At 46.0% G+C, this 25,989-nt stretch carries 27 protein-coding genes; 5 read left to right on the forward strand and 22 right to left on the reverse strand.

The window, feature by feature from the left end; genetic code table 11:
- Nucleotides 1-2: 2 nt before the first annotated feature.
- From galT to DWX28_RS06055, 5 genes are all read right to left on the reverse strand, one after another.
- The gene (gene galT / locus DWX28_RS06035) at nt 3-1,493 is read right to left on the reverse strand and encodes a UDP-glucose--hexose-1-phosphate uridylyltransferase (protein ID WP_022213996.1); all 1,491 of its coding nucleotides are present in this window, start codon (nt 1,491-1,493) and stop codon (nt 3-5) included.
- A gap of 51 nt (nt 1,494-1,544) precedes the next feature.
- Nucleotides 1,545-3,995 carry a hypothetical protein gene (locus tag DWX28_RS06040; RefSeq protein ID WP_118252146.1) on the reverse strand — a complete coding sequence of 817 codons (2,451 nt, stop codon included), beginning with the start codon at nt 3,993-3,995 and terminating at the stop codon, nt 1,545-1,547.
- Entirely contained in the window at nt 3,992-5,173 is a 1,182-nt protein-coding gene (locus tag DWX28_RS06045) for a class I SAM-dependent methyltransferase (protein WP_022213994.1), read from the reverse strand. The genes DWX28_RS06040 and DWX28_RS06045 overlap by 4 nt, the downstream gene beginning before the upstream one ends.
- 19 nt (nt 5,174-5,192) lie before the next feature.
- The gene (locus DWX28_RS06050) at nt 5,193-5,564 is read right to left on the reverse strand and encodes a hypothetical protein (RefSeq protein WP_022213993.1); all 372 of its coding nucleotides are present in this window, start codon (nt 5,562-5,564) and stop codon (nt 5,193-5,195) included.
- 124 nt (nt 5,565-5,688) lie between these two features.
- The gene (locus DWX28_RS06055) at nt 5,689-6,393 is read right to left on the reverse strand and encodes a 5'-methylthioadenosine/adenosylhomocysteine nucleosidase (RefSeq protein ID WP_022213992.1); all 705 of its coding nucleotides are present in this window, start codon (nt 6,391-6,393) and stop codon (nt 5,689-5,691) included.
- A 255-nt stretch (nt 6,394-6,648) separates the two neighbouring features.
- Between DWX28_RS06055 and DWX28_RS06060 the strand changes: the two genes are divergently transcribed.
- Complete coding sequence (locus DWX28_RS06060) at nt 6,649-6,897, forward strand: TIGR03905 family TSCPD domain-containing protein (protein WP_022213991.1); 249 nt, start codon at nt 6,649-6,651, stop codon at nt 6,895-6,897.
- Nucleotides 6,898-6,982: 85 nt separating this feature from the next.
- Here DWX28_RS06060 and DWX28_RS06065 read toward each other — a convergent pair whose 3' ends face one another.
- From DWX28_RS06065 to DWX28_RS06075, 3 genes are all read right to left on the reverse strand, one after another.
- The gene (locus DWX28_RS06065) at nt 6,983-8,599 is read right to left on the reverse strand and encodes an MBL fold metallo-hydrolase RNA specificity domain-containing protein (protein ID WP_118252147.1); all 1,617 of its coding nucleotides are present in this window, start codon (nt 8,597-8,599) and stop codon (nt 6,983-6,985) included.
- 359 nt (nt 8,600-8,958) lie between these two features.
- On the reverse strand, nt 8,959-9,450 hold the full coding sequence (locus DWX28_RS06070; RefSeq protein WP_118252199.1) for a DUF6147 family protein: 492 nt from the start codon (nt 9,448-9,450) through the stop codon (nt 8,959-8,961).
- A gap of 97 nt (nt 9,451-9,547) precedes the next feature.
- On the reverse strand, nt 9,548-10,624 hold the full coding sequence (locus DWX28_RS06075) for a DUF4367 domain-containing protein (RefSeq protein ID WP_118252148.1): 1,077 nt from the start codon (nt 10,622-10,624) through the stop codon (nt 9,548-9,550).
- 152 nt (nt 10,625-10,776) lie between these two features.
- Here DWX28_RS06075 and DWX28_RS06080 point away from each other — a divergent pair, with 152 nt between their 5' ends.
- Nucleotides 10,777-11,847 carry an undecaprenyldiphospho-muramoylpentapeptide beta-N-acetylglucosaminyltransferase gene (locus DWX28_RS06080; RefSeq protein ID WP_118252149.1) on the forward strand — a complete coding sequence of 357 codons (1,071 nt, stop codon included), beginning with the start codon at nt 10,777-10,779 and terminating at the stop codon, nt 11,845-11,847.
- Nucleotides 11,848-11,907: 60 nt separating this feature from the next.
- On the opposite strand, the gene DWX28_RS06085 is transcribed toward DWX28_RS06080, so the two are convergent.
- Together DWX28_RS06085 and DWX28_RS06090 are read right to left on the reverse strand one after the other, a co-directional pair.
- A complete protein-coding gene (locus DWX28_RS06085; protein WP_022213986.1) occupies nt 11,908-12,438 on the reverse strand; it encodes an RNA polymerase sigma factor in 531 nt (176 codons plus the stop codon).
- 24 nt (nt 12,439-12,462) lie between these two features.
- On the reverse strand, nt 12,463-12,864 hold the full coding sequence (locus tag DWX28_RS06090; protein ID WP_022213985.1) for an HIT family protein: 402 nt from the start codon (nt 12,862-12,864) through the stop codon (nt 12,463-12,465).
- A gap of 127 nt (nt 12,865-12,991) precedes the next feature.
- On the opposite strand from DWX28_RS06090, the gene DWX28_RS06095 reads away from it, so the two are divergent.
- The gene (locus tag DWX28_RS06095) at nt 12,992-13,732 is read left to right on the forward strand and encodes a sensor histidine kinase (protein ID WP_022213984.1); all 741 of its coding nucleotides are present in this window, start codon (nt 12,992-12,994) and stop codon (nt 13,730-13,732) included.
- Here the strand turns inward: DWX28_RS06095 and DWX28_RS06100 are convergent.
- From DWX28_RS06100 to DWX28_RS06155, 12 genes are all read right to left on the reverse strand, one after another.
- The gene (locus DWX28_RS06100; RefSeq protein WP_227222167.1) at nt 13,648-14,262 is read right to left on the reverse strand and encodes a rhomboid family intramembrane serine protease; all 615 of its coding nucleotides are present in this window, start codon (nt 14,260-14,262) and stop codon (nt 13,648-13,650) included. The genes DWX28_RS06095 and DWX28_RS06100 overlap by 85 nt on opposite strands.
- Before the next feature lie 136 nt (nt 14,263-14,398).
- A complete protein-coding gene (locus DWX28_RS06105) occupies nt 14,399-15,763 on the reverse strand; it encodes a DUF6382 domain-containing protein (protein ID WP_118252150.1) in 1,365 nt (454 codons plus the stop codon).
- Nucleotides 15,764-15,765: 2 nt separating this feature from the next.
- On the reverse strand, nt 15,766-16,206 hold the full coding sequence (locus DWX28_RS06110) for a TadE/TadG family type IV pilus assembly protein (RefSeq protein WP_022213981.1): 441 nt from the start codon (nt 16,204-16,206) through the stop codon (nt 15,766-15,768).
- A complete protein-coding gene (locus DWX28_RS06115; protein ID WP_202029955.1) occupies nt 16,203-16,646 on the reverse strand; it encodes an A24 family peptidase in 444 nt (147 codons plus the stop codon). Before DWX28_RS06115 ends, DWX28_RS06110 begins: the two co-directional genes overlap by 4 nt.
- Complete coding sequence (locus tag DWX28_RS06120) at nt 16,624-17,265, reverse strand: TadE/TadG family type IV pilus assembly protein (RefSeq protein ID WP_227222165.1); 642 nt, start codon at nt 17,263-17,265, stop codon at nt 16,624-16,626. The genes DWX28_RS06115 and DWX28_RS06120 overlap by 23 nt, the downstream gene beginning before the upstream one ends.
- 229 nt (nt 17,266-17,494) lie before the next feature.
- Nucleotides 17,495-18,982 carry a DUF5702 domain-containing protein gene (locus DWX28_RS06125; protein ID WP_118252151.1) on the reverse strand — a complete coding sequence of 496 codons (1,488 nt, stop codon included), beginning with the start codon at nt 18,980-18,982 and terminating at the stop codon, nt 17,495-17,497.
- Nucleotides 18,983-18,997: 15 nt separating this feature from the next.
- Nucleotides 18,998-19,177, reverse strand: a complete 180-nt coding sequence (locus DWX28_RS06130) for a Flp1 family type IVb pilin (protein WP_022213977.1) — start codon at nt 19,175-19,177, stop codon at nt 18,998-19,000.
- 47 nt (nt 19,178-19,224) lie between these two features.
- Nucleotides 19,225-20,259, reverse strand: a complete 1,035-nt coding sequence (locus tag DWX28_RS06135; protein ID WP_118252152.1) for a type II secretion system F family protein — start codon at nt 20,257-20,259, stop codon at nt 19,225-19,227.
- Between the two features lies 1 nt (nt 20,260).
- Complete coding sequence (locus tag DWX28_RS06140; RefSeq protein ID WP_118252153.1) at nt 20,261-21,004, reverse strand: type II secretion system F family protein; 744 nt, start codon at nt 21,002-21,004, stop codon at nt 20,261-20,263.
- The gene (locus DWX28_RS06145; RefSeq protein WP_022213974.1) at nt 21,001-22,191 is read right to left on the reverse strand and encodes a CpaF family protein; all 1,191 of its coding nucleotides are present in this window, start codon (nt 22,189-22,191) and stop codon (nt 21,001-21,003) included. The genes DWX28_RS06140 and DWX28_RS06145 overlap by 4 nt, the downstream gene beginning before the upstream one ends.
- A complete protein-coding gene (locus DWX28_RS06150) occupies nt 22,181-23,203 on the reverse strand; it encodes a hypothetical protein (RefSeq protein ID WP_243002360.1) in 1,023 nt (340 codons plus the stop codon). The genes DWX28_RS06145 and DWX28_RS06150 overlap by 11 nt, the downstream gene beginning before the upstream one ends.
- Nucleotides 23,200-23,694 (reverse strand): prepilin peptidase, encoded by a 495-nt coding sequence (locus DWX28_RS06155; RefSeq protein WP_118252154.1) that lies wholly within the window; start codon nt 23,692-23,694, stop codon nt 23,200-23,202. Before DWX28_RS06155 ends, DWX28_RS06150 begins: the two co-directional genes overlap by 4 nt.
- Nucleotides 23,695-24,003: 309 nt before the next feature.
- Between DWX28_RS06155 and DWX28_RS06160 the strand changes: the two genes are divergently transcribed.
- Together DWX28_RS06160 and DWX28_RS06165 are read left to right on the forward strand one after the other, a co-directional pair.
- The gene (locus DWX28_RS06160) at nt 24,004-24,765 is read left to right on the forward strand and encodes a GNAT family N-acetyltransferase (protein ID WP_118252155.1); all 762 of its coding nucleotides are present in this window, start codon (nt 24,004-24,006) and stop codon (nt 24,763-24,765) included.
- Entirely contained in the window at nt 24,762-25,907 is a 1,146-nt protein-coding gene (locus tag DWX28_RS06165; RefSeq protein ID WP_118252156.1) for a hypothetical protein, read from the forward strand. Before DWX28_RS06160 ends, DWX28_RS06165 begins: the two co-directional genes overlap by 4 nt.
- The last annotated feature ends 82 nt before the right edge of the window (nt 25,908-25,989 follow it).

Here is a 25,989-nt window from a genome sequence, read left to right on the forward strand (position 1 = left end):
TCTTATAAAGTTTCGATAAATCTCATAAATGCCTCTCTGCCTTCCGGTGTGCATTTGTAGACGCCGGCATCTTCGAGAACATGGGTGAAGACGATCCCAACTTCTTTCTGAAGGATCTCATGAACGTTGTCCTTGTTGATGTTGTCATATTTCGGCAGGAATTCTGCTGCCCAGGCAGCGTGTTTCTCGATTTTTTCGTTGGAAGCGATATCCTTGCCTTCGAGAATGTATTCCTCGAGAAGTTCCAGCTCTTCTTTCAGTCTCGCCGGAAGAACTGCAAGTCCCATAACCTCGATCAGACCAATGTTTTCTTTCTTGATGTGATGATACTGAGCATGCGGATGATAAACACCAAGAGGATGCTCCTCTGTTGTGATATTGTTTCGCAGTGTCAGGTCAAGTTCATACATATCGCCGACTTTACGCGCGATCGGAGTAATCGTATTATGCGGCTCTCCATCTGTCTCTGCAAAAACAAATGCCGCTTCATCGGTGTATCCTCTCCATACTTCCAGCACATGAGTCGCAAGATCCACCAGACGGTCAGAATCTTTGTGACGGATACGAAGTACAGATAACGGCCATTTCACGATTCCAGCTTCCACATCCTCAAATCCCGGAATGGTCACATGTTTCTCGATCGGAGCTTTTGCCATGGCGAAAGTGTAATGTCCACCCTGGAAATGGTCATGGCTCAGGATAGAACCGCCAACGATCGGAAGGTCTGCATTGGAACCAAGGAAATAATGCGGGAAAAGTTTCACAAAATCAAACAGCTTGATAAACGCATTTCTCTCGATCTTCATCGGTGTATGCTGGCTGTTGAACACGATGCAGTGCTCATTGTAATATACATATGGAGAATACTGGAATCCCCACGGTGTATCGTTGATCGTGATCGGAATGATCCTGTGGTTCTGTCTTGCCGGATGGTTTACACGGCCTGCATATCCCTCATTTTCCGGGCACAGAAGGCATTTCGGATAACTGCTTGCCTTGGCATTCTTTGCTGCAGCGATCGCCTTAGGATCCTTCTCCGGCTTGGAAAGGTTGATGGTGATGTCGATATCTCCGTATGGGCTCTTAACTTTCCATTTCTGGTCTTTCTTAACACGATAGCGGCGGATATAGTTGCTGTCCTGGCTCAGTTTGTAGAAATAATCCGTTGCTTCCTGCGGGTTCTTCTCATATCTGTCCCAGAACTCCTTCTGAACCTGTGCCGGACGCGGCATCAGGCAGTTCATAAGTCTTGTATCAAAAAGATCACGATAGACAACACTGTCCTCGATCAAACCTCTTTTGACCGCCTCATCCAGAAGCTCGTTCAAAGTTTCTTCCAGATCTACATCAGCAGCTTTTTCTTCCGGTTCCACGAATTCATCCTCATGAAAAACATCAAGAAGAAGGTTGATCGTGTAACTGCGCTCACATTCTGGTGTAAGTCCTGACTCAATTCCATACTGTACAAGTTTTGCAATACTGTTACTTAACATATGTGTTGTCCCCCTGTCATTTTGTGGTGTTTTTTAACAACTTGTTTCCATTTATTTCTGATCAAGATACGTGATAAACACATTTCCTGCACTCTGGAACAGTGCTGTACTGTCATTCATTCCATATGGCTTCACTTCTCCTGTAGACGGATCGAGCAAATAGGTATTGTACTGATCATATCCAACGATCACAACACTGGAATCTGCACCGGTCTTGGCGATCACGGCACGCTGTGCACTGACCTCGTAAAGCACATTTTCCAGAGAGCATCCACTGAGATCGACAACCTTTGCACTCTCACCCAGACCATTCTGAAGATTCTGAACATCCAGAGAAGCTGTCCGGATGATTTCCGGAATGTCCGTAGTATTCAGGGTAAGCTGTGTCTTCATATTTCCACGCTCCCATACATACTGCTGTGCACGGTTCAAAACAACTCCTGTCTGTTTGTCAGCACGCTGGACTGCTTTTGCCGGATCTGTCCAGACACTGTCCAGACCGCCTCTGGCATATACATAATAAACTTCCTCTGTGGAACTCTTGTCCACCTGGATATCTACAGTCTTCTCACCGACGCTGCTCACCTTCGCATAAAGAACCAGCGGCTCCTCTGCTGACGGTGAATCATCAAACGTAAGCCGGACGATTACACCCTGGCGGGTTGAGCTTGTCTGCTCCGCACTTGTCAGATCCGTTGAAGTCGTGTTGTTGTTCATGATATTGTCTTTTTTGACAGCTTTGTAAATATCGCCGTTTTTCTGCAAAAGATTAAATTCCATCAGCGTCGATCCAACCGTCACACCTGCCACATACAGTCCATCCTGGTGATACTCCTTCTTTACCGTGCCGTCAAAGCCTTCGATACGAAAAGTCGAAATTCCATCTATATCGTAGCCGTTCGCATTCGGCAGTGTATCTCCATCCAGAACGATTCCATAAATGATATCCTCATTCATAAAACCAAGAAGAACCAGTTTCTGTGCTGTCTCCGGAGCGATCATCCGGGTTTCCATGGTATCAAAATCAATCATTTCGATCTGACCTGCCTGATCCCCGCTCTTAATCTTCCATGCTGCATGTGCATTTGTTGCAGAAACTCCGAAGTCATCACTGTCAATGTGATCACCCAGAACTTCATAGGTATTTTCATTAATGTTAATGCTATAGAGATTTCCCGAAATCAGAAGGAATAACTGGTCATTCTGGTTTACATAAGATAATGTTCCAAGATCTTCTTTCAGGAATTCATAAGACTCCGTACACGGAATAAATACCTGTTCTTCAATCACACTCTTGTCGTTGTTATAGTGGTAAATTCCGACACCGCTGTAGCCCTCATGCGCTCCGCGGTTCATATATCCATAAACCATGAAATCAACATCACCGTTGTCCGCGACATCCAGAATCTTGATATCATGCTCTACCCGCGCGTCACGAAAATCACTGTTTTCATTCTTGCGGAAGGTAAAAATCTCCACAAACTTGCCGGTATCCGGTGCGTAGCTCCACAGATCTCCATTCTGCGTAAATGCAGTCACACTTCCCTCTTCGTTCGTCATGTAATCCACATTTTTGCTCCGGACTCCCAGAATAAGCCCACTGTTACTGATCACAGAACGAGACGGGGCAAAAACCTGCGTTGCAGAACGCTCAAAATCCAGAAGGCGGATTCTTGTCTCATCATATCGCATTCTGTAAAAATCTGTTACAAGATAATATTCGGCGTTTCCATTTTCATCCGGTGCCGTGATCTCATATTCAACAGAAATACTGGCTGTTGTTTCATTGATATCCTTGATGATCGGAATTCCCGCCTTGGATAACTGCGGATTCAGATTTCCCCAGATGATATCAGCAAGCGGTGAATTGATATTCAGCCCGGCAAAATTCCTCGAAGAAGCACTGTCTGACGTTTCCATATAAGCTGCCAGATTATCTGCCTGGTCTTTATCGAGGCTCATCTGTACGAAGTCACTCGCAAATTTCGCATACTGCTCGGTATACGTTGCAGATCTGGAAACTACCCTTGTATAGTAATAGACATCACCATGATTCGTCGAAAGCGTGATCTGAAAAGAATATTCCTGATTCATCAGAAGCCCGGAAGAAATCTCGATCTCTGTCCTTAAATATCCGTCAGAACCTGTCTCCAGGTTCTTGATCGTGCGGTTTTCCATGACCTTGCTTCCATCAGAAGTCCGGATCTCGTAAGAAAGATTTCTGACTTTCGCATCATATGGATTTACTGCAAGTGTTAATTTCTTTGTCGTATCCAGAGGTGTTACGCTGTCCCTGACAAAATCCGTCTCCATAGGCTGTTTATATCCGTACATGCGGTTCGTGAGTGTATCTCCAAACTGCACCATTACCTCCGGTAAGGTGGAATCATTCATATCTGAACGGTCATCGGTTGTCTCACTGTTCATAAGAAATGAGGTTCCTGCCACTCCAAGCACAAACACACCAAGAAGGATCAAAAACCGTTTGAGAAAATTTTTCATGGTTTTTGTGCTCCCTTCTCTGTCTGGATGCCCTGCGGATAGAGAAGTTTCTCGAGTATGAGATCTGCGTGAAGTGCCTCTGTCATCTCTGCAAGGCTGTCTGTGGACTGTTTCTTACCGGTCTTGACCGCACGGATCAGAAGATTCTTCGGCGTGTGCTCCATATCGATGAACTCAAGGATCTGTGTACGGTACCCCTTCGATTCAAGAAGTTCCGCGCGGATTCCGTCTGTCAGGAGCGCGGACATTCGTTCTTTGAGGATTCCATATTTGAGAACCGGTTTGAGAAGTTCGTTCTGGATCTTGTCGTTCAGCTCATGCTGGCAGCACGGCACGGAAAGGATGACCTCTGCCCCCCACTCAACCGCCTTGGCAAGTGCATAATCGGTTGCCTTGTCACAGGCATGAAGTGTCACGACCATATCCACCTTCGTAACGCCGTCATAATCTGCGATGTCCCCCTGCAGGAAATGCAGTTTCTCATAACCATATTTCTGTGCGAGTCCGCTGCATTTCTTAATTACATCTGTCTTGAGATCCAGACCGATGATGTTGACATCATAACCCTTAAGTTCTCTCAGATAATAATACATGGCAAAAGTAAGATACGACTTACCGCAGCCAAAATCCAGAATCGTGATCTCCCGCTCTCTGGAAAGTGCCGGAAGGATATCCTCGATAAATTCCAGAAAACGGTTGATCTGTTTAAATTTGTCATAAGAGTGCTGGTGGACTTTGCCCTGCGCATTCATTACGCCGAGATCCACCAGAAATGGGACTGGTATTCCTTCTTTGAGGATATACTGCTTTACCCTGTTGTGTGCCATGATCTTCACCGGTTCCAGTGCCGGATGCTGTTTTACTTTCATGGTCTGTTTACCCTTCTTGCTGACAAGAACGGAAGCATCTTTGCGCTGTCCCTGTATCTGAAGCTGGGAAAAACCGTCTTCGAGGCAGTCTGTAATGTAGGCAGTCACTTCCTCATGTGTGTAGTTCTTGTGGATGGCTTTCTGACCGACTGTCGCAGTTGCCTGATAACAGACAGTTCCTTTGATCTCCACAGGACGTATACGCACTTTGGACGGGACATCGGCATCTTTTTTGCGCTGTCCGCTCAAGACCGCCAGCATCATTTCCTGGTCAAACTGTTCCTCCAAAAATTCCTGTAATGTTTTCATATTTTACTGTAAATTCTTTCTATCTATATAAACCATAGTTCCTGCGTCTTCTGCATCGTCTGCGGGAGATTTCCTGGCAGAGAAGGACCTGGATGAGATCATCCATAAGGCTGTCTGGTACACCCTGGGCTGCCGTTTCACCTTCTACCTGCGTGCGGATCTGCCTGCACAGCTGATGCAGCATAAATTTATCCGGATATTCGTCATAAAGTCTGCTTCCTTCGTAATCCAGAAGCTGGCATTCTTCCTCCACTTTTTCCTGGATCCTGCCTGCTGCCTCGGGATAATAAGATTTCATCAGCGCAAACTCCTGCTCCTGTATCCGTTCCCCGTCATAAAGAGCGGGATTGGCATATGCTACATAGAATGGAAAAAATCTGTCGTAGTACATAAGTTTCTCCTGTTTTTCCCACTATCTATAATAGTCTATGCACTTAGGTCTGTAGTGTGCGTTTTCAGCCAGAAATCAGGCGATTTCAACCGTTACTGTTCACGGCTGCTGTGAGCAGTAACAATCAGCCCTGGATCTGATTCAGGATGCGAAGTGTCATCTTGACACAGTGTTCTACTGCCATTGCCTCAAAAGTCGGGTAATCTACTTCTGCGCTTCCGTCTGCTTTGTCAGAGATCGCGCGGACTACGAGGAACGGAACATTGTTGAGGTAAGCAGCCTGTGCGATCGCTGCGCCCTCCATCTCTACTGCATAAGCATCGAACTGTTTCACAATCTCGTCCTTGACTCCCTGATCTGCCACGAACTGATCTCCGGATGCGATACGTCCCTCAAAAACTTCGATATCCGGGTTCACATCTCTGCATGCCTGTACGGCAAGTTTACGCAGAGCCTCATCACTCTTGAAGGAAAAAGTCTCCATCTGCGGGATCTGTCCCACCGGATATCCAAATGCAACTGCGTTCATGTCGTGATGTACAAGGTCTGTGGAGATCACAAGGTCTCCGATGTTGATATCAGCATTCAGGCTTCCTGCGATACCGGTGTTGATGACAACTTCTGCGTCAAAATCGTCGATCAGGATCTGTGTGCAGACTGCCGCATTTACCTTGCCGATCCCGGAGCGGACTACGACTACGTTCTTACCCTCAAGAGTTCCTGCATAAAATTCCATGGAGGCTTTGCGTGTGATCTCTACGTTCTCCATACGTGCTTTCAGTTTCTCTACTTCTACTTCCATTGCGCCGATGATACCAATACATCTCATAATAGTTATTCTCCTCTGTGTGTATGTTTTATCTGTAAAAAATTTCTTTATATTTTATCAAACCAGTAGCTGCCCATTCTCTATGGCAGTTTTTTATTATATCACTGGCTATTCTGCTTTCAGTAAACATTTCGTTACTGTTTTTTCATTATAACAAAACTTCAGATTATATGGAAACTTTTTTTGCTTTCTGTTATAATATTAATTCGGCAGGGAATTCTGCCGTAAATGTTGAATTCAAAGGAGGATTTTACTATGGTATACAAGACATCTGGTGTCTGTTCCAGCGCCATTTCATTTGATATTGACGATGCAGGAAAGGTTCACGACGTGAAATTCCAGGGCGGCTGCTCCGGAAATACACAGGGTGTTGCCAAACTCATCGAGGGAATGGATGCCAAGGAAGCGATCAGCAGACTGGAAGGAATCCGTTGTGGTTTCAGACCGACTTCCTGCCCGGATCAGCTTTCCAAAGCATTAAAACAGGCATTAGGAGAGGCATAAAAGCCTCTCCCTTTTGCATTGCATATCGAGGAGGTGCCAGTGACACCTCCGCTGATTTATTATGTTTATAAAATTGTTCTGTGTATCAGATATCATCTCTGTCCCATTTATCACACAGCGACTGGATATCTCTCGCAAAGCGGTCGAGGTCTTTGTTCGGAATGCCCTCGCTCTTGCGGATAACGGACATAAGGCGCTGTCCCATGGCAACCAGTTTCTGGAATGCTCTTGCGGCTTTGCTTGCCTTCGGGGAAGCGGAAGCCTTAGTGATGCGGATACCCTGTGCCTCATAGATGCAGTTGTTTGCCTTGAGGTCGTAGATCGTACCGCTGAACGGAGCCATGGAGTCCAGTCCCATCTCATCATGCAGACGGCGGGCAAAAATCTCTGTCACTTCGTCATCGCCGTGTGTTACAAATACTTTCTTCGGCTTATCGCCAAAAGCTTTGATCCAGTCTATCAGACCGTTGACATCGGCATGACCGCTGATTCCCGGCATCTGGCGGATCTCTGCGCCTACATGGACAGTCTCACCAAAAAGCTTCACGTCCTCGGCACCCTCGAGCAGTGCTCTTCCCAGCGTTCCGATCGCCTGATATCCTACAAAAAGTATCGTATTTCTTGGATCCCATAAGTTATGTTTCAGGTGATGCTTGATTCGTCCTGCATCGCACATACCGCTCGCAGAAATGATCACCTTGCAGTCCTCATCATAGTTGATGGCTCTGGAGTCATCGCTTGTGATGGATGTACGGAGCCCCGGGAACATCAAAGGGTTGATTCCCTTCTGGACCAGTGCGATCGCTTCTTCATCGAAGCAGTCATACTGATGTTCATTAAAGATCGTCGTCGCCTCATTTGCCAGCGGGCTGTCGACATAGACCTTGAAGTTGCCATGTCCTGTGACACGGTTTTCTTCCTTGATCTGCCGGATAAAGTACAGCATTTCCTGTGTACGGCCGACCGCAAAAGACGGGATGATAACGCTTCCGCCTCTGTCAAACGTATGCTGGATCACTTCTGAAAGGATGGCAACATAGTCCGGACGTTCCCCATGGCTTCTGTCACCGTAAGTGGATTCCATGACAACATAATCTGCATCGTGGAGGTAAGTCGGGTCCTTGATTAACGGCTGATGAAGGTTTCCGATATCTCCTGAGAAGACGATCTTCTCTTCCTCTCCGTCCTCTTGGATGGTCAGCTCAATGCTTGCTGATCCGAGAAGGTGTCCTGCGTCTACAAACCGAACGGAAATCCCTGGTGCCGGGGTAATTGTTTTTTCGTAGGGGCATGGTACAAAATTCTGTATTACACCCATGGCATCTTCCATCGTGTAGGCAGGTACAAATTCCGGTTTACCCTGACGGCGTCCCTTACGGTTACGCCATTCTGCCTCGAACATCTGAATATGCGCGCTGTCACGGAGCATGATATCGCAGAGATGACAGGTTGCCTGGGTCGCATAGATCGGACCCAAAAAGCCTTTCGCATAGATAGCGGGCAGGTTTCCGGAATGGTCCATATGCGCATGTGTCAAAAGAACGAAATCCAGGTCTCCCGGATTAACTGGGATTTCCTGATTCTGATAATAATCCGGTCCCTGTTCCATACCGCAGTCTACCAGAAACTTCTTACCTGCTGCTTCCAGATAATAACAACTACCAGTTACTTCGTGCGTCGCCCCAATAAAGGTAATCTTCATGTGCGAACCCCCTTTTTCTGACAATTTTTCCAATACATTCTAGTTGTAATTATTATACACGATATGGCAAGTTTTTAACAGTCTTTAGATGCAAAAACGGGATGAAATTTTTATAAATTTCACCCCGCTTCTGTGTATGTTGTTTGTATGTATGTTGTATGATGTTGTTTTTGCCGATCCGGAATATTTCTCCATGCAATCGGCGATTGCAAGCACTTCGCGTCAGCCGGAAGGTAATGGATGTTTACACTTTTTTCGTTACGTTCGTATGCTGACATCCCGCTGACCGCACCTGTGCTTCGCTATTCAGTTGTTGATTTTATTGCAAATATTTCTCTTTTTCTGCTGGTCGGTAGAAATTATTTCACCATGATACCACTTGTTAAAGTGGAGGTGGATTCTTTCAGGCCTCCGTTACTTGCAGCGTGGTAGCCGCGGACACGGTAGTAGGTGCCGCTTGGAACTGCGATATTTAATGTTTTGCTTAAATTAGTTGCATTATTAGCAGTATATTCTAATATCTTGTATGTTCCATAGCTACCATTTACTTTTCTCTCAATATACAATGACAAATAAACTTTACTGCATGTTTTGTGACACTGTGTCAAACCAAAAACACCAATTTCATTACTTCCCATCCTCTGAATTTTCACACTTCCTAAATTCAGATTTGTACCGCGTAACAAACTATAACTGGTATCTTCTGCAAAATCTTCTGTTGTTTCCTCATCCGTAAGTTCGGTGTCATCTATTTCTTCAGTCAAAATTACATCCATGAGGTTGTCAGATTCTGCAAATACTGGCTGTACACTTCCTGCCAGCAACATTCCTGCTGTCAGTCCCGCTGCCATGATCTGTTTCCATGTTTTCTTCTTTACTGTTTTCACTTCCCTTCTGTCGTAAACAACCCTTACACTATTAATACGACAGAAAACCGCGAAAATCACGCTAGAATTTCATATTTTTTATAATTTTTTTAATTTCTTCTAATTCAATCCTTCCAGAAAGAACATAACTGGCATTTTCATCACACCATTCAGCAGAATAATTCGCCATATTATCTGAAACGTCTTTAATTTTCTTTATTTTAATATTTATTCCATCATTTTCTACTATAATTGCATCTTTCTCATCACCATACAGACTATCTATTTTACTAGCTCTATGGTCATCTTGCTTATCAATATAGAATATAATTATATCTTTTTTGTATCTGTATTCAATCCACGCTATATCTATATATGAATCAATTTCATAATTTTTAAATTCCATTCCATACGGTCTATAATAAAACTCTGGCATTTCGACACCTAGTTTTTTCTTTATATCAGCAATTGCCTCGTCCTCCTCAACATTTGCTTTCTCATTACTATCGTCATTATCCACTACTGTCTTCGTATCATCCCCACTCCAAACCCTAACGCTATTCACCAAATACTTCCGATTCGCCTCACTTGTCATGCTGGCAGCAAACACGCATGCCACGCAGACCACAGCCATTCCCACGACTTTCCCAAGCCGGTGCAGACCACCTCCCGTAGTCCGGATCTTTGTATTCGTTCGGTTCTCTGTATTCGTCCGATTCTTTGCATTCGGTTCTTCCGTATTCGCTTCTTTCGAAACTTCCTCGCGCATTTCTCTCTCCGCGGTCTTCTTCCGGCGATCACGTATCTCTTCGATAGAAATAACACGCTTTTCATCCGAAGCAGCCTCTTTCCTGCGAACTGCATCCACATCCGGGACCAGTTCCTCGGAGAATTCCGTATTTTCCTTCTTCTCCCTCTCGATCCGGCGCAGGAATTCCTGATAGGAGTTGTCCAGTTCCTCTTTCGTGAACTTAATGTCCTCTACGTCATCATCCGCAAAGAGTGCTGCCGTAATTCGTTTTTCCCTCTCTATAAACTCTTTCTCCAGAATCTTCTGAAAGGTTTCGTCATCTATTTCATCCTGTGTTTCCAGGTTATTCTCTGATTTATTCTCTGATTTATTTTCTGATTCTTCGTTTTCTTCAAATTCTTTTCTCATAAAGTAATTTCTCCTGCCAATGGAATTTCCCAACGTTATGTGTTACTGTTCCCTCCGTTCACAGTAACTTTCCTGCCTATCTTTCCTTGACAATTCTGCCCTTCTGGTTCATAGTAATTGATAATAAAAAAGATTTTTCAGGAGGAATTCCCATGAAACATATTGTACTTACCGGCGGCGGTACTGCCGGACACGTTACTCCAAACATAGCTCTGATCCCGGCTCTCAAGGATGCCGGATATCAGATATCCTATATCGGTTCCTACAACGGAATCGAACGTAAACTGATCGAGGAACTCGGAATTCCCTATTACGGAATTTCCTCTGGTAAATTAAGACGTTACTTCGACCCGAAGAACTTCTCCGATCCGTTCCGCGTTCTCAAAGGATTCCATGAAGCCAAAAAGCTTCTCAAACAGTTGAAACCTGATGTTATATTTTCCAAGGGTGGTTTTGTAACCGTCCCTGTTGTTATCGCTGCAAAGCGTTGCAAAATTCCAGCAATCATCCATGAGTCTGATATGACTCCAGGACTTGCCAACAAACTGTGTATTCCCTCCGCTGTCAAAGTCTGCTGCAACTTCCCGGAGACTGTCAACAGCCTTCCGAAAGACAAAGCAGTTCTTACCGGAACTCCAATTCGTCAGGAATTATTAAACGGTAACAGAGAGGCTGGCCGTCAGTTCTGTGGTTTCACCGCTGACAAACCTGTTCTTATGATTATCGGAGGCAGTCTCGGTGCAGCATCCGTCAATGACCATGTACGCAAGATCCTTCCGGAACTTCTGAAGGATTTCCAGGTAATTCATCTGTGCGGCAAGGGCAAAATGGACGAGAAACTGACAGGCACAGCCGGATACGTTCAGTACGAATATATCAAAGACGAACTGCCGGATCTCTTCGCCCTGGCAGATGTTGTCATCTCCCGTGCCGGTGCCAATGCGATCTGTGAGATCAGTGCTCTTCACAAACCGAATCTCCTGATTCCGCTGTCAGCCAATGCAAGCCGTGGTGACCAGATCCTGAATGCCCGTTCTTTCGAAAAGCAGGGCTACAGCATGGTTCTTGAAGAAGAGGAGATCACCGATCAGAAGCTTCTCGATACCATCCATAAACTCTACCAGGAGCGTCATTCCTTCGAAGAAGCAATGGCAGCAAGCAAACAGATGGATTCTATCCACCATATCGTATCTCTTATCGAGGGCTGTGTTTCATCCAGATAAGCATGGAAGGTACTATGCCTCACCGATATGCGACGCAATAAATTGCGCAGACATCCTTACTTAAAGGTGTCTGCGTATTTTTTTAATTTTCTCTTTCATCCACGTTGTTGCTCTGGAATTGCGATTGTTGACACAGTTTCTGCTCATCCCAAGTTCTTTTCCTACTTCCTCTGATGTTTCTCCATAGACTCTTGTCCTGATCAGGATCTCATAACTCAGAGGATTTTCCCTGCGAAGCATATCCAATGCCGAATACTTTTCTGCTTTATCTTCCAGTTCGAGGATAATCGTTTCCGGATTACTCTTTTCATCTATAATCTCGTCGCCATTATCCGCATCTATAATACACATTTCATGTCTGTTACAGGAAAGTTTCATATAATCAAAACTTTCCTTTCTGGTTTTGCTGCTGACTTTTGCCATCAGCATTTCTTCATCCGAAAAATCAAGCATGTCCTGATGTTCAAAGAAATAGGAAAATACATTATGGGCGATATCATTCGCAATGTGCTCATCCTTTACAATCCTGCGGGCAGTGTTTACTGAGAATTGAAGGAACGCCTTATAAAAGACTTCAAAATTCTCAATCATATCTTCTGTATCCTTCCGGCAATTTTATTTTACCTTCGCCAGAATTTCTTCTCTGTCCTCGTCTGTCAGAGTTCCCGGTTTCCAGGTAAGTCCTACCCCGTCGCCCTCATATCTCGGAATCAGATGCATATGGAAATGAAATACTGTCTGACCGGCGATCTCACCGTTATTCTGAACGATATTGAAGCCGTCACAGTTCAGTCCATCTCTGAGTTTCGTTGCCATTTTCTTTGCAAGGATCATTGCCTTGCCTGCTGTTTCATCCTGAAGTTCATAGATATTCGCTGCGTGTGATTTCGGAAGAATCAGGGCATGTCCCTTGCTTGCCGGTCCCAGATCCAGGATCACGCGGAAGTCTTCATCCTCATATAAAGTAGCTGACGGAATTTCTCCATTTGCAATTTTACAAAAAATACAATTTTCCATGGTCGTTTTCTCCTTTATTTTATAGTGTTTTCTGGTTCTATTGTGACGTATTTCTTCGATTTTTTCAATACGAAATTTGTTGCCGTGGGCATTTTCCAATGCTACACTTGACGTGAGGTGACAGATTATGAAAGAAAAAATCGATTCTGCGGTACAGACAGAACAGTTTCAGATCCTGCTTTCCAGGTTTTCGCATGAGCTGCGAAACCCGCTGGCTCTTCTCTCCAGCGAACTGCAGCTTCTCGCTTCCTCCCACCCGGAACTCACATATGACGAACAGTGGGAAAATATTTATGCAAACCTGGATTATATCCATGCTCTCCTGAACGACATGACCAGATACCAGAATGCGGGGCAGCTTTCCCTTGTCTTGACTGACTTAAGCGCATGTTTAAATGAAATCGCAAAGTCCTTTCGCCCCACACTTGATTATCTTGGTATTGAATTTGAGACGGATATTCCAAATGATCTCCCCAATCTATCTCTCGATCCGTTAAAAATCCGCCAGGTCTTTCTGAACATTCTTCGCAATGCACAGGAAGCAATCGATCATCCGCATGGAACCATCCATTTTCGTGCCGAATCCTCAGCACAGTACGTACATATTTCCATCTCTGACAACGGATGCGGCATGACCTCCTCTCAAAAAAAGCGGGTATTTGAACCTTTCATAACCTACAAGTCCGGCGGCACCGGCCTCGGACTTGCTGTCACCAGACAGATCATCGAAGCCCATCACGGCTCCATAGAAATCGAAAGTGCTCCCGGAAGTGGAAGCACTTTTCATATATATTTTCCCTTAACCCGGCTGGACGGATGCCAGGCCAGAACAGCAATTACAAATCCGGCTATCATCCCTCCAACATGAGCGGCATTATCCACACCTGAACTGGTAAACCCAAAATAAAGTGAGAATGCTGCCATCACCAGAACCTGTCTCATAGACAGATCACCAAGCCAGCCTTTATTTCGAATGACAACATAGATCATCGCTCCCATCACAGCAAACACTGCTCCGGATGCCCCTGCTGATACAGAAAATTCCTGAGACCGCAGTTCCAGAACCAGCGAGAGAATATTTCCCGCAATTCCGCCCAGAAGATAGATAAGCACGAAACGGATCTTTCCGATCACCTGCTCCAACCGGCTTCCAAGTACGAACAGCACCAGCATATTGTTGACAAGATGCTCAATTCCAAAGTGCAGGAACATGGAGGTAAACAGCCGGTAGACTTCTCCTTTTTCCACAATATAAGGCGTATACGCCGCTCCATAGTTCAGTACATGCCATGCATCCTGCGAAGTCCCTGTAAGTTCCACTGCAATAAAAATCAGTACATTAATAAGAATCAATGCGACCGTCACCGGTTCTTTCCGAATCTCTTCCAAAGTCCTCACTCCATTCTGTCAGATGGTCACTGTTTCCAGCAGCCTGGTCAACATTTTCGTTATTCCGTTTATTCTAACAGATGGTCTGCTGCATAGCAAGCACTGTGTCCCCGTGAAATCTTATCTTTTTATAAACTTCCGCAGCTTATTTTATAAATATATACCGCGCTTCTGCAAAATCTACTTCATCTTCGTCCTGAAGCTGGTATTCTTCATTTGCCCTGAGCATTCTTCCATTTACAGAAGTACCGTTTCTTGAGTTCAGATCCGCAAGAAAATATTCTTCCTCATCTTTACGGATCCTGGCATGAACCCGGCTTACGGTTGGTCTGGGAATCACTGCATCAGCTGCGTTTTCCATTTTGCCGATAATCGTCAGGTCCCGTTCCAGAAAGATCGTTGCAAGCTCTCCTGGTTCCTTACTCACAAGGCTGGACGGTCCCTTGACTGCTCCTGCGGAAAGAACGACTGTCTCACCGTAATCTGTCTCTTCCGGTTCTTCGAACTGCAGTCTTTCTCTGTACTCATCCCGGAACTTTTTGTGCTGTTCTGCTTTTTCAGTATTCCCTGCGGCATCTGTAAATTCCCGGCGGACTTTCTTTCTCCATTCCGCTGTTTCGTCCTGCTTTTTCTTCTTTTTCTCACCTGCCCACATCCCAAGTGCTCCAATACCCAGAAGCGCGATCGCTGCTGCCAGCACCGCCTCAATCGGAACTCCGGGGAGATATCCCAGATAACACGCCGCCAGAATTCCAAGCAGCACGAACACCCCAAGACCGCATCCACCGATCCACACAAAGTTTCCGCGAATCTTTCCTCCTGTTTTGTTCGAGGTTTCACTTTTTTCTTCCCATTCGGGCGGTTTCTCTGCAAAATCCAGCGGTATTTGTTCTTCCCGAAGTACTGTTTGTTCTGAAATCTTTTCCTCTGGCTTCGTCGGTTCCTTATTCTCCGCTGGTTCTTCTGTCCCACTCTGATAGATAAACTCTTTGAGTGCATCCAGCTGCACTCCCGTTTCCAGTGCTTTGCGGTAGATTCCATACCCCATCGTCACAGCTGCCGCATCATCATGGTCCAGTTTCGGCAGGAAATATTCTGTCATCTCCCGGAACTGCTCGCTGACTGCCTTTGCTTCTCCTGGCAGACAACAGAAATACAGTTTCTGTTTTTCCACATCCAGATACATATATTCCGGCGATAACAACAGCTGATCCGGATTCAGAAGAAATTCCATCATTTCTTCCATGATCTTCACAACACCGCCAAAAATAATACGCAGATCCGATGCTTTCAGTTTCTTCTGCTCATAGAAAGATGCCAGCGACTGCCTTGACGTAATGTCATAATAAAACAGAAATCTCCCGTCCAGACCCTGGATCCTGCATTTCAATATAGAAGGAACCGCATTTCCCGTCAGCATCCTCACCTGATAGGAAGCAGTATCTACCTGATTCTCCCCATGCAGGATCAGATAATTACGACTTACATCCCGTTTATATTCTGCCCTCATTTTTATCCTCCAATTTCTGCTATTACTTCAGAAGCAGCCCTGATCTTCCGGATCCACTCCACCGGACGAACGACTCTGGAACTTCCATCCACTGCAAGTTTCCATTTCAGACCTCCAAATCCAGACACTGTATCCGCTGTATAAGTTACTTTGATCTCCTTACCGCCATTTACCTGACCGGTCAGATTCTCAGCTCCAAAAAATCCGACATTTCCAAGTTCCCGGCTCCTGACAGATGCCGCTTCCTGTGGCTGTCCGTCTTTTCGTACACCTTCCATACTTCCGGTAAGTGCCGACTCGCACGCCGCCGCTGTCAGCCATGCACGGTTATGTACAAAAAAGCTCAAGTACAAAACTCCCATCAAAACCAGCAGGACCAGTGACATCACACATGCTGCCTCGATCGTAAAACTGCCTTTTTTTATCTGTCGCAAATCCGTCATATCAAAATTCCTCCTATATATCCCGCCAGCAGAAAAGGCACCAACGGAATCTCTGTCTTCCTGCTTTTCCTGCGGATCACAAGCAAAATCCCGGACCAGAACGCTGCCAGAAAAAATCCAATGCAGAGCATCCGGATATATGTTTCCGTATCCAGCAAAGCTCCCAGTGCCAGCAGGATCCAGCAGTCTCCCGCCCCAATCGCACCCCTGCTTATCAGCCCCGCTGCAAGAAACAAAATACCAATCCCTGCCGGTATCAGCACATCCTGAATTTTTCTTCCCTGCAAAATACTGTAAATGATCCCACATCCTGCATAGACCACAGTCAGGAGCAGCGAAATTTCCCTTCTCCTGATATCCAGCCAGCTGTTCATCGCCAGAAAAACCACCGTACACAATTCTTTCACTCCATCCTCCTTATCCGCAACTGCTGCACGCATGCATACTTCCTGCCTGCGACAGCTTCACCAGTTTCACCGTCCGCTTCAGTCCGCTGCATGTTTCCTGATTATGATAGCGGTTTCCCGTCGAAGTGACATAGACACTTCCCGCGGGCTTCTGACCACGGCTGCACGATTCACACGCTGCATACTTCTCTCCATAACTGTTCCGCATCGAGGAGATTCCTGAACCGGCAACCTGCTGGATCGACACTTTCAAATACCGGCATCCCAGTTTTCTGTGATATACAGAACCGGATTCTGTTACATACACCATTTCTTCCTGCTTCTCTGTTTTTCCTGAATTTTCCTGTTCCTCTGCTCCCGTCCATGCATGGACAGTTATGGTATTATGCATCCATACATTTGAGAGCGGAATCAGTCCGCCAACCGGCGTATAGGAATATACATCCGGCAGAGTAACTTTGTCCGGACCTTTCCCGTCCAGTACATACGCATACATTCCCGCATCTTTCGTCTTTTCACACAATTTCTGGAGATGCAGTGTCTGGATCTGATAAATATCCATAAAGGAGATCATCGTAACCATCCCCAGGAAAAACAACGGCAGCACCAGTGCCGTCTCCACCGCGAGGCTTGCACGCCTGCAGAATCTCAAAAAGGTGCAGAAAGACACCTTTTCAGAAGGCTTCAGGAAATCTCCGCTTATCGGGGGAAACTGGAGAACTGATTTTTTTAAAGAGCGCTTCCTTTCTTTTTTATTTTCATTTACTTCTTTTTTCTTCCTGTCTATCTTTTTTATATACCCATCATATATATCCTTCTGAAAAAGCATCTTTCTGCACCCCTTTTGTATCGGACGGTCCCTTTGCTGAACCGCCCTGACCTCAGATATAACTGTATTGTCTTGTTACGGTAAATACTCTGTTTCTGTTCGCATCAACATCCACCGAAGCCTCAATCGCCTCAATGCAACAGTCCAGCCGGAAGCTGTCTCTGCCCTTCGATTCACGGATACAGACCTCGATCATGTCCATCCCCCGCTGTAATTTTTCCTGTTTGGACTGTGCCAGAAGCAGCACCTGAAGATAGTCTTCATAGGACATGCCATTCTCGGCATCCTTCCTCTGACTGTCAAGATTTTCGAGAAGATACGGAAGATTTTCCAGTGATAACTGCCAGTTTGCCGCATTCTTTACCAGCGGAACTTTGCCGCCGTGAAACAGTTCCCTGACATCCAGAACACTCTCCGCAAAGGACCAGCAAAGAAGAAGTGCTGCTTCGATGATGACCGCCGCAGGCGGCACGAGAAATCCAGACGCGATCGCAAGTGCAAGTGCATGCATCTGAGCCCGCTTTCCTGCATCCGACATCAGACATGCCGCATTGATTCCCTCACGGATCAGAAGCAGCCGGTTCGCGACTGTCCGCAGGTTTGCCCTGTCATTATCGTTTGCGCCAAGGATATACTCCTGCTGGTACTTAAGTCCCGAGGCTGCCGGTTTCTGGTAATTGCCAAGCCGGTCTGTCAGATATTTCTGAAACAGCATCTGAGAAGTCTGTGAAGAGTCCTCTGTCGGATTTCCTGGCATGGACATTCCCACTTCGAGGTTCCGCTTGGATACCAGATCTTTCGTTGAAATCTGTACTTCTGAGATTCCCTTCGATGCCGGAACGACCAGATCCAGAAGACTCATCGTTCGGATCCGTCGGATTGCCGGGATCGGATTTTTTGCATTATTTGATTCACCATCCGAAAATCCACCGCCTTCACCGCTTCCGAAATCCTCTTCCTTCGCTTCTTCCTTCTTGGCAGCTTCTGCCGCTTCCTGACTTTTGTTAAATGCACCATTCATCTCCGAATCATAATTTTCCAGCGTCCCTCCATTTTCTGCAGTCTTTCCATCTGTCTCTGCCTGTTTCGTTTTTTCTTCCCTGTCTTTCAGCCGGTTCAGAAGTGCCTGAACTCCCTGACCGCCAAGAGTATCCTTCATATAGGACACCGCCTGATGATAAAAAACTTCTCCATTCTGATCTGTTGCCAGACGATATCCGGTAAAACCACCCTGTTTAATCCGAAGTTTCTGGCTGTTCTGCTTCAATACAGGCTTCATATAGGATTCCATATTGTCATAGACAGCTGCCAGATCCAGCTCAGTTCCACCCTGCGCCCCGTCCAGAAAAAACAGATCATAATCCTTAAGAAGTGAACGGTCATACTGCCCGAACAGAGAATACAGTCCAATATCCAGCCCATTCAGGATCTGTGTCCTCGCCGCAGCCGCCTGCACCGACTGGATACTGGTGGCAACCAGAGACAAAAGAACACTGAGTACCAGTGCCAGAAAAACCGTAATGCTGCCTTTTTTCTTCATAAACACACCACCGGATCAGATAGAATTACTCTGTTTTGTGATCTTGCTGAGAATTGCTTTTACAAGATTTGTGAGCTGTTCCTTAAAGATAATGACAAGACTGATCAACACCACCAGGATCAAAATAATCTCAACAACACCTACTGCATCTTCTTCTCTTCCAAACTCTCTTGCTGTTTCCATAAACTCTCTCATATACATACCTCCCAATACTGTCTTTGAATTGTTGCAATTCCTTATTTTTACTGCCCGTAGAAGGAAAGAAATGCCGGAATCATGATGATTGCCATGACAACCACAAGCATCATGACCATCGGTACCAGAAGTTTCGTGGCTGCCGCCTCTCCCAGAACTCTCGCTTTTCGTTTGCGCTCATCCCAGGCTTCCAGTGCTTCTTTCTCAAGAAGATCCGCCATGCGCTGGCTTCCTTTCTGAAGGTTCTGAATCAGGATCGTAGAAAAGGTTTTGTACTTCATCAGATCGCAGTGTTCTCCAAACCGACGATAGGCTTCCAGTTCTGACATACCGCTGTCCATCTCATGGCAAGCTGTCACGATCGCTTCATATGCAAACCTGCCTTTTGCCGGTTTTGTTCTCATATAATCTGCTGCCATCTTCTGAAATGCCCGCCTCGCTGTCATTCCTGCCTGAATCAGAAGTGTAAATTTCAGAAGCAGAGGAGGATAGTCCATCAGAAGCTGTTCCGAACGTTTTGCCAGTGCCTCCTGTTCTTCCCTTGCCTTCTTCAACAGAAGCACAAAAGCAGCAAAGAAGCTCAGCGCAGCGATCAACGTTCCTGTATTGTCTCCCGGCTTCTGCCATTCTAACTTCTGTCCATTCCATTCTTCCGGCAGATAATAGTAATCCGGGTCCTCTTTTTCTTCGTTATATTTCTCGATAGCTTCCCTGAGTTCTTTTTTTCTGGATTCCTCCGGAGTTTCTTCTTTTACTGTTTCTTCAGAGGCAGGTGATTCCTCACTCTCTTTCTCCGGCACCTGAATCTCAACTTTCTCCGTATCTTCGCCGTTTACAGCAACCTGAAACTCCTGGGTATATGCCCCTGTCGACTCTTTTTCGAGACGATATCCATTCGTGTAAACTTCACTGCTTCCACTTGTCAGTGTCAGAAGCATTCCCACAAGATTTCCACAAACTGCCACAATAAGAAACCATCGCACGCTTTCTCTGTCTGCCAGTCCGTCCAGCTTAAGCCATCCGGCTTTCCAGGCAAAGGCGCTTCCTGCCGCAACGATAAAAATCACAAGATGTACCCACATATCACACCTCTATATCGACGATCTTACGTCCAAGCCAGTAGGAAAATCCATAAATTCCAAGACACACCGTCATCGCAGCGATCCCGAACGGATTCCCATACAAAACACTCAAAAATCCCGGAGAAGTCAGTTTCAGATAAATAATGATCCCTGCCGGCATCAGACTCATGACCATCTGCTCGGCTTTCTTTGCCGCCAGAGTTGTCTCTATTTCTTTCTTTACGTCAATCTTGTCTCCAAGCATCCTTGCGGAAGTCTGAATGATTCTGGTCATATCCCCGCCTGTTCTCTTGGCTGTATAAAAGACTGCTGCAAAATTCTCCATATCTTCAATACCGCTGCGCTCACCCAGACTCTGAAACAGTGCTTCTACCGGAACGCTGACTTTTAGCTGGCCTTCCATATACCGGAATTCTTTTACAATATCTGCGTCCTGCGGATAGATCCGTTCCAGATCTCCTGCACAGGCCGAGACTGCATTTTCTACAGAGTATCCGGCCTGCACTGCCACGCTCAGCGCATTCAGCGCATCCTTGAACTGATAATTCAAATTTTTCTTCCGCTCCCGGATCAGCTGCCTTTTCCGCATTTTCAGAAACACCACTGTTGCCGGAATAGCCAGTATCATCAACCATTTGCTCTGGTAAAAAAGATAATCCAGTGCACCACAGAGCAGAATGCTCTGTACCAGATATTTCGCGATCTCCTTTCCTGAAAAATGATATTCCCTGTAATCCTGCTTCATAGTTCCACCCCTGCCCGGACCAGCTTCTCCCGGTTCAGAAGTTCTGCCGTCTGTACAAGCCCGCGTCCCTCCTGCCACCGGTAAAGTGTCCTGGTCTTTATTTCATGCTCTTCAAATCCACAAACTTCTGTTATTTCCAGTACTTTACGACTCTTATCCCTCATTCGCCCGAGATGTATAAGGATGTCCACTCCCGATGCGATCTGCCTGCGTATCGCTTCAAGCGGTAACTCTACACCCATCAGCGTCATTGTCTCAAGACGCGAAAGCATATCAACTGCCGAATTCGCATGCGCTGTGCTCAGACTGCCCTCATGTCCCGTATTCAGAGCCTGCAGCATATCAACTGCCTCGCCGCCTCGTACTTCGCCTACCACGATCCTGTCAGGGCGCATTCGAAGTGCCGTCCGGATCAGATCCCGTATTGTGATCGAAGTACCACCATCAACATTTGCCATCTTTGCTTCCAGACGCACCAGATTCTGCACACCCTGAATCTTGAGTTCTGCATTATCTTCAATCGTGATCAGCCTCTCATCCTTCGGAATGTAGTTAGATAATGCCCCCAGAAATGTCGTCTTCCCGCTGCCGGTTCCACCGCCGATCACCATGGAATATCTCGCTTTTACAAGAGTCTCCAGAAACTCTGCACATTCCCGCGGAAGACTTCCAAGGGCGATCAGTTTCTCCATTGTGATCGGTGTGTCCGGGAACCTTCGGATCGTAAGGATCGGACCGTTTAAGGCAACCGGGCGGATCACCGCATTTACTCTGGCTCCGTTTTCCAGACGGGCATCCACAATAGGCATTGATTCGTTGACCACACGGTTGCACCTTCCTACAATCTGCTGGATCACATCTTCCAGTTTTTCTCTGGAAGTAAATCCCTTTTCCCATTTTTTCAGTTTCCCTGCACGTTCCACAAAAATGCTTTCCGGACCATTCACCATAATTTCCGTCACGGAATCGTCCTCGATCAGTTCCTGCAGAACATCCAGTTTACGCACCGAATAAAAAAGTTCCTGGCGAAGCTGTACCTTCTCTTTGAGTGAAAGTGCAGATTCCCGCATTCCATTCAGGATCAGATCATCAATCTGTTCCAGGATCTCCTGATCTGACAGTTCTCTTGCCAGATCCAGTTTCTCCATCAGAAGCTGCCGGAGTTTCCGGAAATGGTCATTGCTCATAAGAAAGCCCCTTTCCGAGAAGTTCTCTCACATAATCTCCCAGCGTGCTCCACACCAGCGACTGCGGATAATCTGCGCTCACGCTTTCCACGGTGCAGAACGGAAGTTTCATTTTTACTGTTTTCTCAGATACCTCGGAATAATCTCTTGCATTCAGAAGATTTTCAAACTGTCGTATTTTGCTTTTGGAAACCGGATCCACACAGATTGGCATATAAATAAATTTACACAGGTCAAGCATCTGAAAAAGTTCCTCAATTCCATTCCCCATGTCGATCACGACTGCCTCGTAAGTTCCATGAAGAATAAGTTCCTGCAAAAGATATTCCCAGTCCTTCCAGGATGTTCCCCGGATATCCTCCGGCGACTGCACCGGCGGCACGAAGTCAAGCTGCCCCACACTCTGCACCATACTGTTCAGCTTCAGAATCACACCCGGATTTTTCTGACGTACATAATAAAGCAGATCACTCAATGTACAGGAGAATTTTTTCTGCATCAGTTCCTCCAGACCGGAATATTCTTCCAGACTTATAAGAAGAACACTTCGTTCTTCACTCAGAATCTGTCCCAGTGTCCACGCAAACGAGGTCTTAAGACATCGTCCCAATGGAGAATACACGCCAAAAAGCTCTGTCTTTCTTTTTAACGCAGGGTTCTGCATCGGAAACACAGTTTTTTCCTCGCCATAGCACGCCATGACCTCCCGGACGATCTCTGCCGAAGACTGATATTTATAGACTTCTGCATATGTATCCAGTTCTTCCGGTCTGGTTCCTTCCGTGAGAATCACAGTTTTGCTGATATCCAGTTCCCGTACCTCATCACACATGGCATCTGCTGAGATAAGAAGCAGTTCCACATGTGTTTCTTTTGCATACGCAATCAGGCTCTGCACACTGGTAAATGCCTGTACTTCAAAGGGCAGATTGTTTTTGCGATTGAGATATTCCATGAAGTTTCTGGCATATTCTGCTTCAAGATCACAGACTGCAAAAATTTGTTTCTTCAATATAGACCTCCTGTATAAAGCATCACGCTCATAAATATGGGCACCGTGAAATGAATATTTTCCGGTGTACTTTCCCTTCGATAATAGGGTTTGTGGCTGCCTGTCTGCAGATACTCCATAAGATATGCCGCCAGATACGCCATCCTCTGCCGGATTTCTCCACCGCAGAGCAGAATGGCAAGTGAAATCCCGGCTCCGCACAGAAAGGAAAACCAGATACACCACAGGATCTTTACAGGTCCCATAATCCCTCCCAGTGCACAGAATACCTTGATATCACCAGGACCAAGCATTCGAAAATAAAACATCCATCCAAGGACCGCCAGCGGCATCAGGATTCCCGGTATGAATCTTGTCAGACCGGCAAATCCTTTCTGCCAGAAACATGTTACTGCTCCGGCAAGAAGTGAACACAGGATCCAGCTGTTTTTTACACGCATTTTGTAAAAATCCATGACCACAGATACACCGGCGATCGTCAGAAGCAGCATTTCATCTGCAATAAAAACCCCTCCTCGCTGTTGATATTTGATTATAAAAAAATGGGATCGTTCCGTCAGAACTGACGGCAGGAATACCAGATGATTTCTGGTGAGTCTTATTATAGTCCTGCATTCCGCCCTTTGTAAAGAAGATTCGTTCGCCAAATCCGGACAGCAGGATTCTCCCGGATTTCGCTTTTTTCTTAAATTTATTTATCTCTTCGCTTCAGAGTTATTGCAGTTTTTTTTAGGCTTTTGTATAATATGTCTATCCATCTTGGATTTTATCGAAGATGCCCGAAACAGGAGGCTTTTTTTATGGAAAAAAACATCAAAAAAATCGAGGATATGTCATTGAACGCATGGCCTTCCCACAAAATGGAACTGTACGATGGCTGGATCCTCCGTTTTTCTTATTTTTATACACACAGAACGAACAGTGTTGAGCAGTTTGGAACTTCTACCCTTCCATGGAGAGAGAAGGTTTCCTACTGTGAGGACGTTTATAAGCGTCTGGGATCACCTGCAATCTTTAAGATCAGTCCTCTGGTTTCGCCGGATTTTGACTATACACTGGAGAATCGCGGATACGAGATCCAGCACACAACCGAAGTCATGACACTCCACCTTGAAAATGCCGAACTCAGTGCCGACTGCCCGGATGTCACCCTCACAGACGAAATCCCGGATATCTGGATCACCAGCCTGTTTGACCTCAAGGGAATGACAAATCCGATCCACCGTGCCATCGTTCCTTCCATGTACCGTGCGATCCCGAAGGAAACCGTCTGCGCTTCCATCTGGAAGAACGGCAAGATCATCGCTACCGGTCTCGGCATTCTGGACCGTGATTATATTGGGATTTATGCGATCCACGTCAAAGAAAAATACCGCGGACAGGGCTTCGCCCGCCAGATCTGCACTTCTCTTCTCAAAGAAGGCATGACCAAGGGCGCACAGAATGCCTATCTGCAGGTCGTCAAGGGAAACACTCCTGCCAAGAGACTTTACGCTTCACTTGGTTTTACGGATTCCTACACATACTGGTTCCGTGTTCAGCCACAGGGAGGAACAAAATGAAAAAATGGCTTCTTTTGTTGATCTGCAGTCTTTTTGGGGTTTCTTTGTCAGGCTGCAGTTTGCAGAATGTTGTCGAGTCTGTTTCACCTTCCAGAGAAGAAACACCGCAGGATATCCACCCGGACAGCACCCGCGTCTATATGGATGAAATTCAGGGAACACTTCAGACTTTTACCGGAAACAAGCTGACTCTTACCAGTTCTTCCCAGGATTACACCTTCGATGTTTCTCAGGCTACGCTGGAATCCGTGGACGGCATGGTACGGGGAGATTCCATCAGCGTAATCTATGAAGGGCAGCTTTCCGGCACTGACACTTCTACCGTCCGTACTCTGAAAGTTGTCGATGATTATCACGATATGGATTCCCTCAAAGAAAGAACCACCCATGGACAGGTTCAGGAACTCACCACCAACTCCATCACCATCAAGTCAAAAGGCGGCAAGACCGCAACCTTCCCGATCACCGGAACCGAACAGTATTATCAGAACGGAATCAAAGCAGGCAAATGGGTCTACATCCATTTCAAGGGTGAAATGGACACACCTGATCCGGAAAATCCTTCCCATTTATATGGCTTCCATACGAAAGTTTTCAGTGTATCTGACATTGATCCTCTCAAAGTTCCCGAGCCAACGCCAACACCCGCTCCTTCCAAAAATAAAGATCAGGAAAAGGAACGACAGATGCGTGCCGTGATTCAGGGAATCCAGACTAATATTCTGCAGGTCTCTGTTGAAAACACGGATAACCTTCTGAACCTTAATATGTCTGCAATCCCCTGTTATTTCAGTGGTGGACTTTCCTCTGGTTCTCATGTGACAGTTACCTACACCGGTGAGTTTGATGGAGTTTCTACAGCAGGAATCTCGATTCTCGGCATTACCGGTGAAGTTCCGGAATCACTCAGCGACCACGGTATCTCCTTTACCGTATCCGGAGACATTACCGCCTCCACCTCCAACACACTCACACTTCTGACCTACGACAATATGTATGTGACCTGCAGCATAGAAAACGCCTCCAATTCCTCCACGGGCGGGCTCTTAAGTGGAAGTTCCGTAAAGATCACATTCAATCCGGCGGAATCCCGGAATTCCAATATTGTCTCCGCGATCAAGATTGAAGATTTATATACGTGATCCACAAATATATACTGCACACAAAAATGCCATAACCCTCAGAATCATCATCTTTCTGAGAATTATGGCATTTTTTATTTCT

Source organism: Blautia sp. AF19-10LB (assembly GCF_003461245.1).
Taxonomy (GTDB): Bacteria; Bacillota; Clostridia; order Lachnospirales; family Lachnospiraceae; genus Blautia_A; species Blautia_A intestinihominis.

Bases quoted from the DNA above. Each gene is read 5' to 3' on its own strand.
- galT (WP_022213996.1), bottom strand. From the start codon at position 1,493: ATGTTAAGTAACAGTATTGCAAAACTTGTACAGTATGGAATTGAGTCA.
- DWX28_RS06040 (WP_118252146.1), bottom strand. From the start codon at position 3,995: ATGAAAAATTTTCTCAAACGGTTTTTGATCCTTCTTGGTGTGTTTGTG.
- DWX28_RS06045 (WP_022213994.1), bottom strand. From the start codon at position 5,173: ATGAAAACATTACAGGAATTTTTGGAGGAACAGTTTGACCAGGAAATG.
- DWX28_RS06050 (WP_022213993.1), bottom strand. From the start codon at position 5,564: ATGTACTACGACAGATTTTTTCCATTCTATGTAGCATATGCCAATCCC.
- DWX28_RS06055 (WP_022213992.1), bottom strand. From the start codon at position 6,393: ATGAGATGTATTGGTATCATCGGCGCAATGGAAGTAGAAGTAGAGAAA.
- DWX28_RS06060 (WP_022213991.1), top strand. From the start codon at position 6,649: ATGGTATACAAGACATCTGGTGTCTGTTCCAGCGCCATTTCATTTGAT.
- DWX28_RS06065 (WP_118252147.1), bottom strand. From the start codon at position 8,599: ATGAAGATTACCTTTATTGGGGCGACGCACGAAGTAACTGGTAGTTGT.
- DWX28_RS06070 (WP_118252199.1), bottom strand. From the start codon at position 9,450: ATGGCAGCGGGACTGACAGCAGGAATGTTGCTGGCAGGAAGTGTACAG.
- DWX28_RS06075 (WP_118252148.1), bottom strand. From the start codon at position 10,624: ATGAGAAAAGAATTTGAAGAAAACGAAGAATCAGAAAATAAATCAGAG.
- DWX28_RS06080 (WP_118252149.1), top strand. From the start codon at position 10,777: ATGAAACATATTGTACTTACCGGCGGCGGTACTGCCGGACACGTTACT.
- DWX28_RS06085 (WP_022213986.1), bottom strand. From the start codon at position 12,438: ATGATTGAGAATTTTGAAGTCTTTTATAAGGCGTTCCTTCAATTCTCA.
- DWX28_RS06090 (WP_022213985.1), bottom strand. From the start codon at position 12,864: ATGGAAAATTGTATTTTTTGTAAAATTGCAAATGGAGAAATTCCGTCA.
- DWX28_RS06095 (WP_022213984.1), top strand. From the start codon at position 12,992: ATGAAAGAAAAAATCGATTCTGCGGTACAGACAGAACAGTTTCAGATC.
- DWX28_RS06105 (WP_118252150.1), bottom strand. From the start codon at position 15,763: ATGAGGGCAGAATATAAACGGGATGTAAGTCGTAATTATCTGATCCTG.
- DWX28_RS06110 (WP_022213981.1), bottom strand. From the start codon at position 16,206: ATGACGGATTTGCGACAGATAAAAAAAGGCAGTTTTACGATCGAGGCA.
- DWX28_RS06115 (WP_202029955.1), bottom strand. From the start codon at position 16,646: ATGCGTGCAGCAGTTGCGGATAAGGAGGATGGAGTGAAAGAATTGTGT.
- DWX28_RS06125 (WP_118252151.1), bottom strand. From the start codon at position 18,982: ATGAAGAAAAAAGGCAGCATTACGGTTTTTCTGGCACTGGTACTCAGT.
- DWX28_RS06130 (WP_022213977.1), bottom strand. From the start codon at position 19,177: ATGAGAGAGTTTATGGAAACAGCAAGAGAGTTTGGAAGAGAAGAAGAT.
- DWX28_RS06135 (WP_118252152.1), bottom strand. From the start codon at position 20,259: ATGTGGGTACATCTTGTGATTTTTATCGTTGCGGCAGGAAGCGCCTTT.
- DWX28_RS06140 (WP_118252153.1), bottom strand. From the start codon at position 21,004: ATGAAGCAGGATTACAGGGAATATCATTTTTCAGGAAAGGAGATCGCG.
- DWX28_RS06145 (WP_022213974.1), bottom strand. From the start codon at position 22,191: ATGAGCAATGACCATTTCCGGAAACTCCGGCAGCTTCTGATGGAGAAA.
- DWX28_RS06155 (WP_118252154.1), bottom strand. From the start codon at position 23,694: ATGCTGCTTCTGACGATCGCCGGTGTATCTGTGGTCATGGATTTTTAC.
- DWX28_RS06160 (WP_118252155.1), top strand. From the start codon at position 24,004: ATGGAAAAAAACATCAAAAAAATCGAGGATATGTCATTGAACGCATGG.
- DWX28_RS06165 (WP_118252156.1), top strand. From the start codon at position 24,762: ATGAAAAAATGGCTTCTTTTGTTGATCTGCAGTCTTTTTGGGGTTTCT.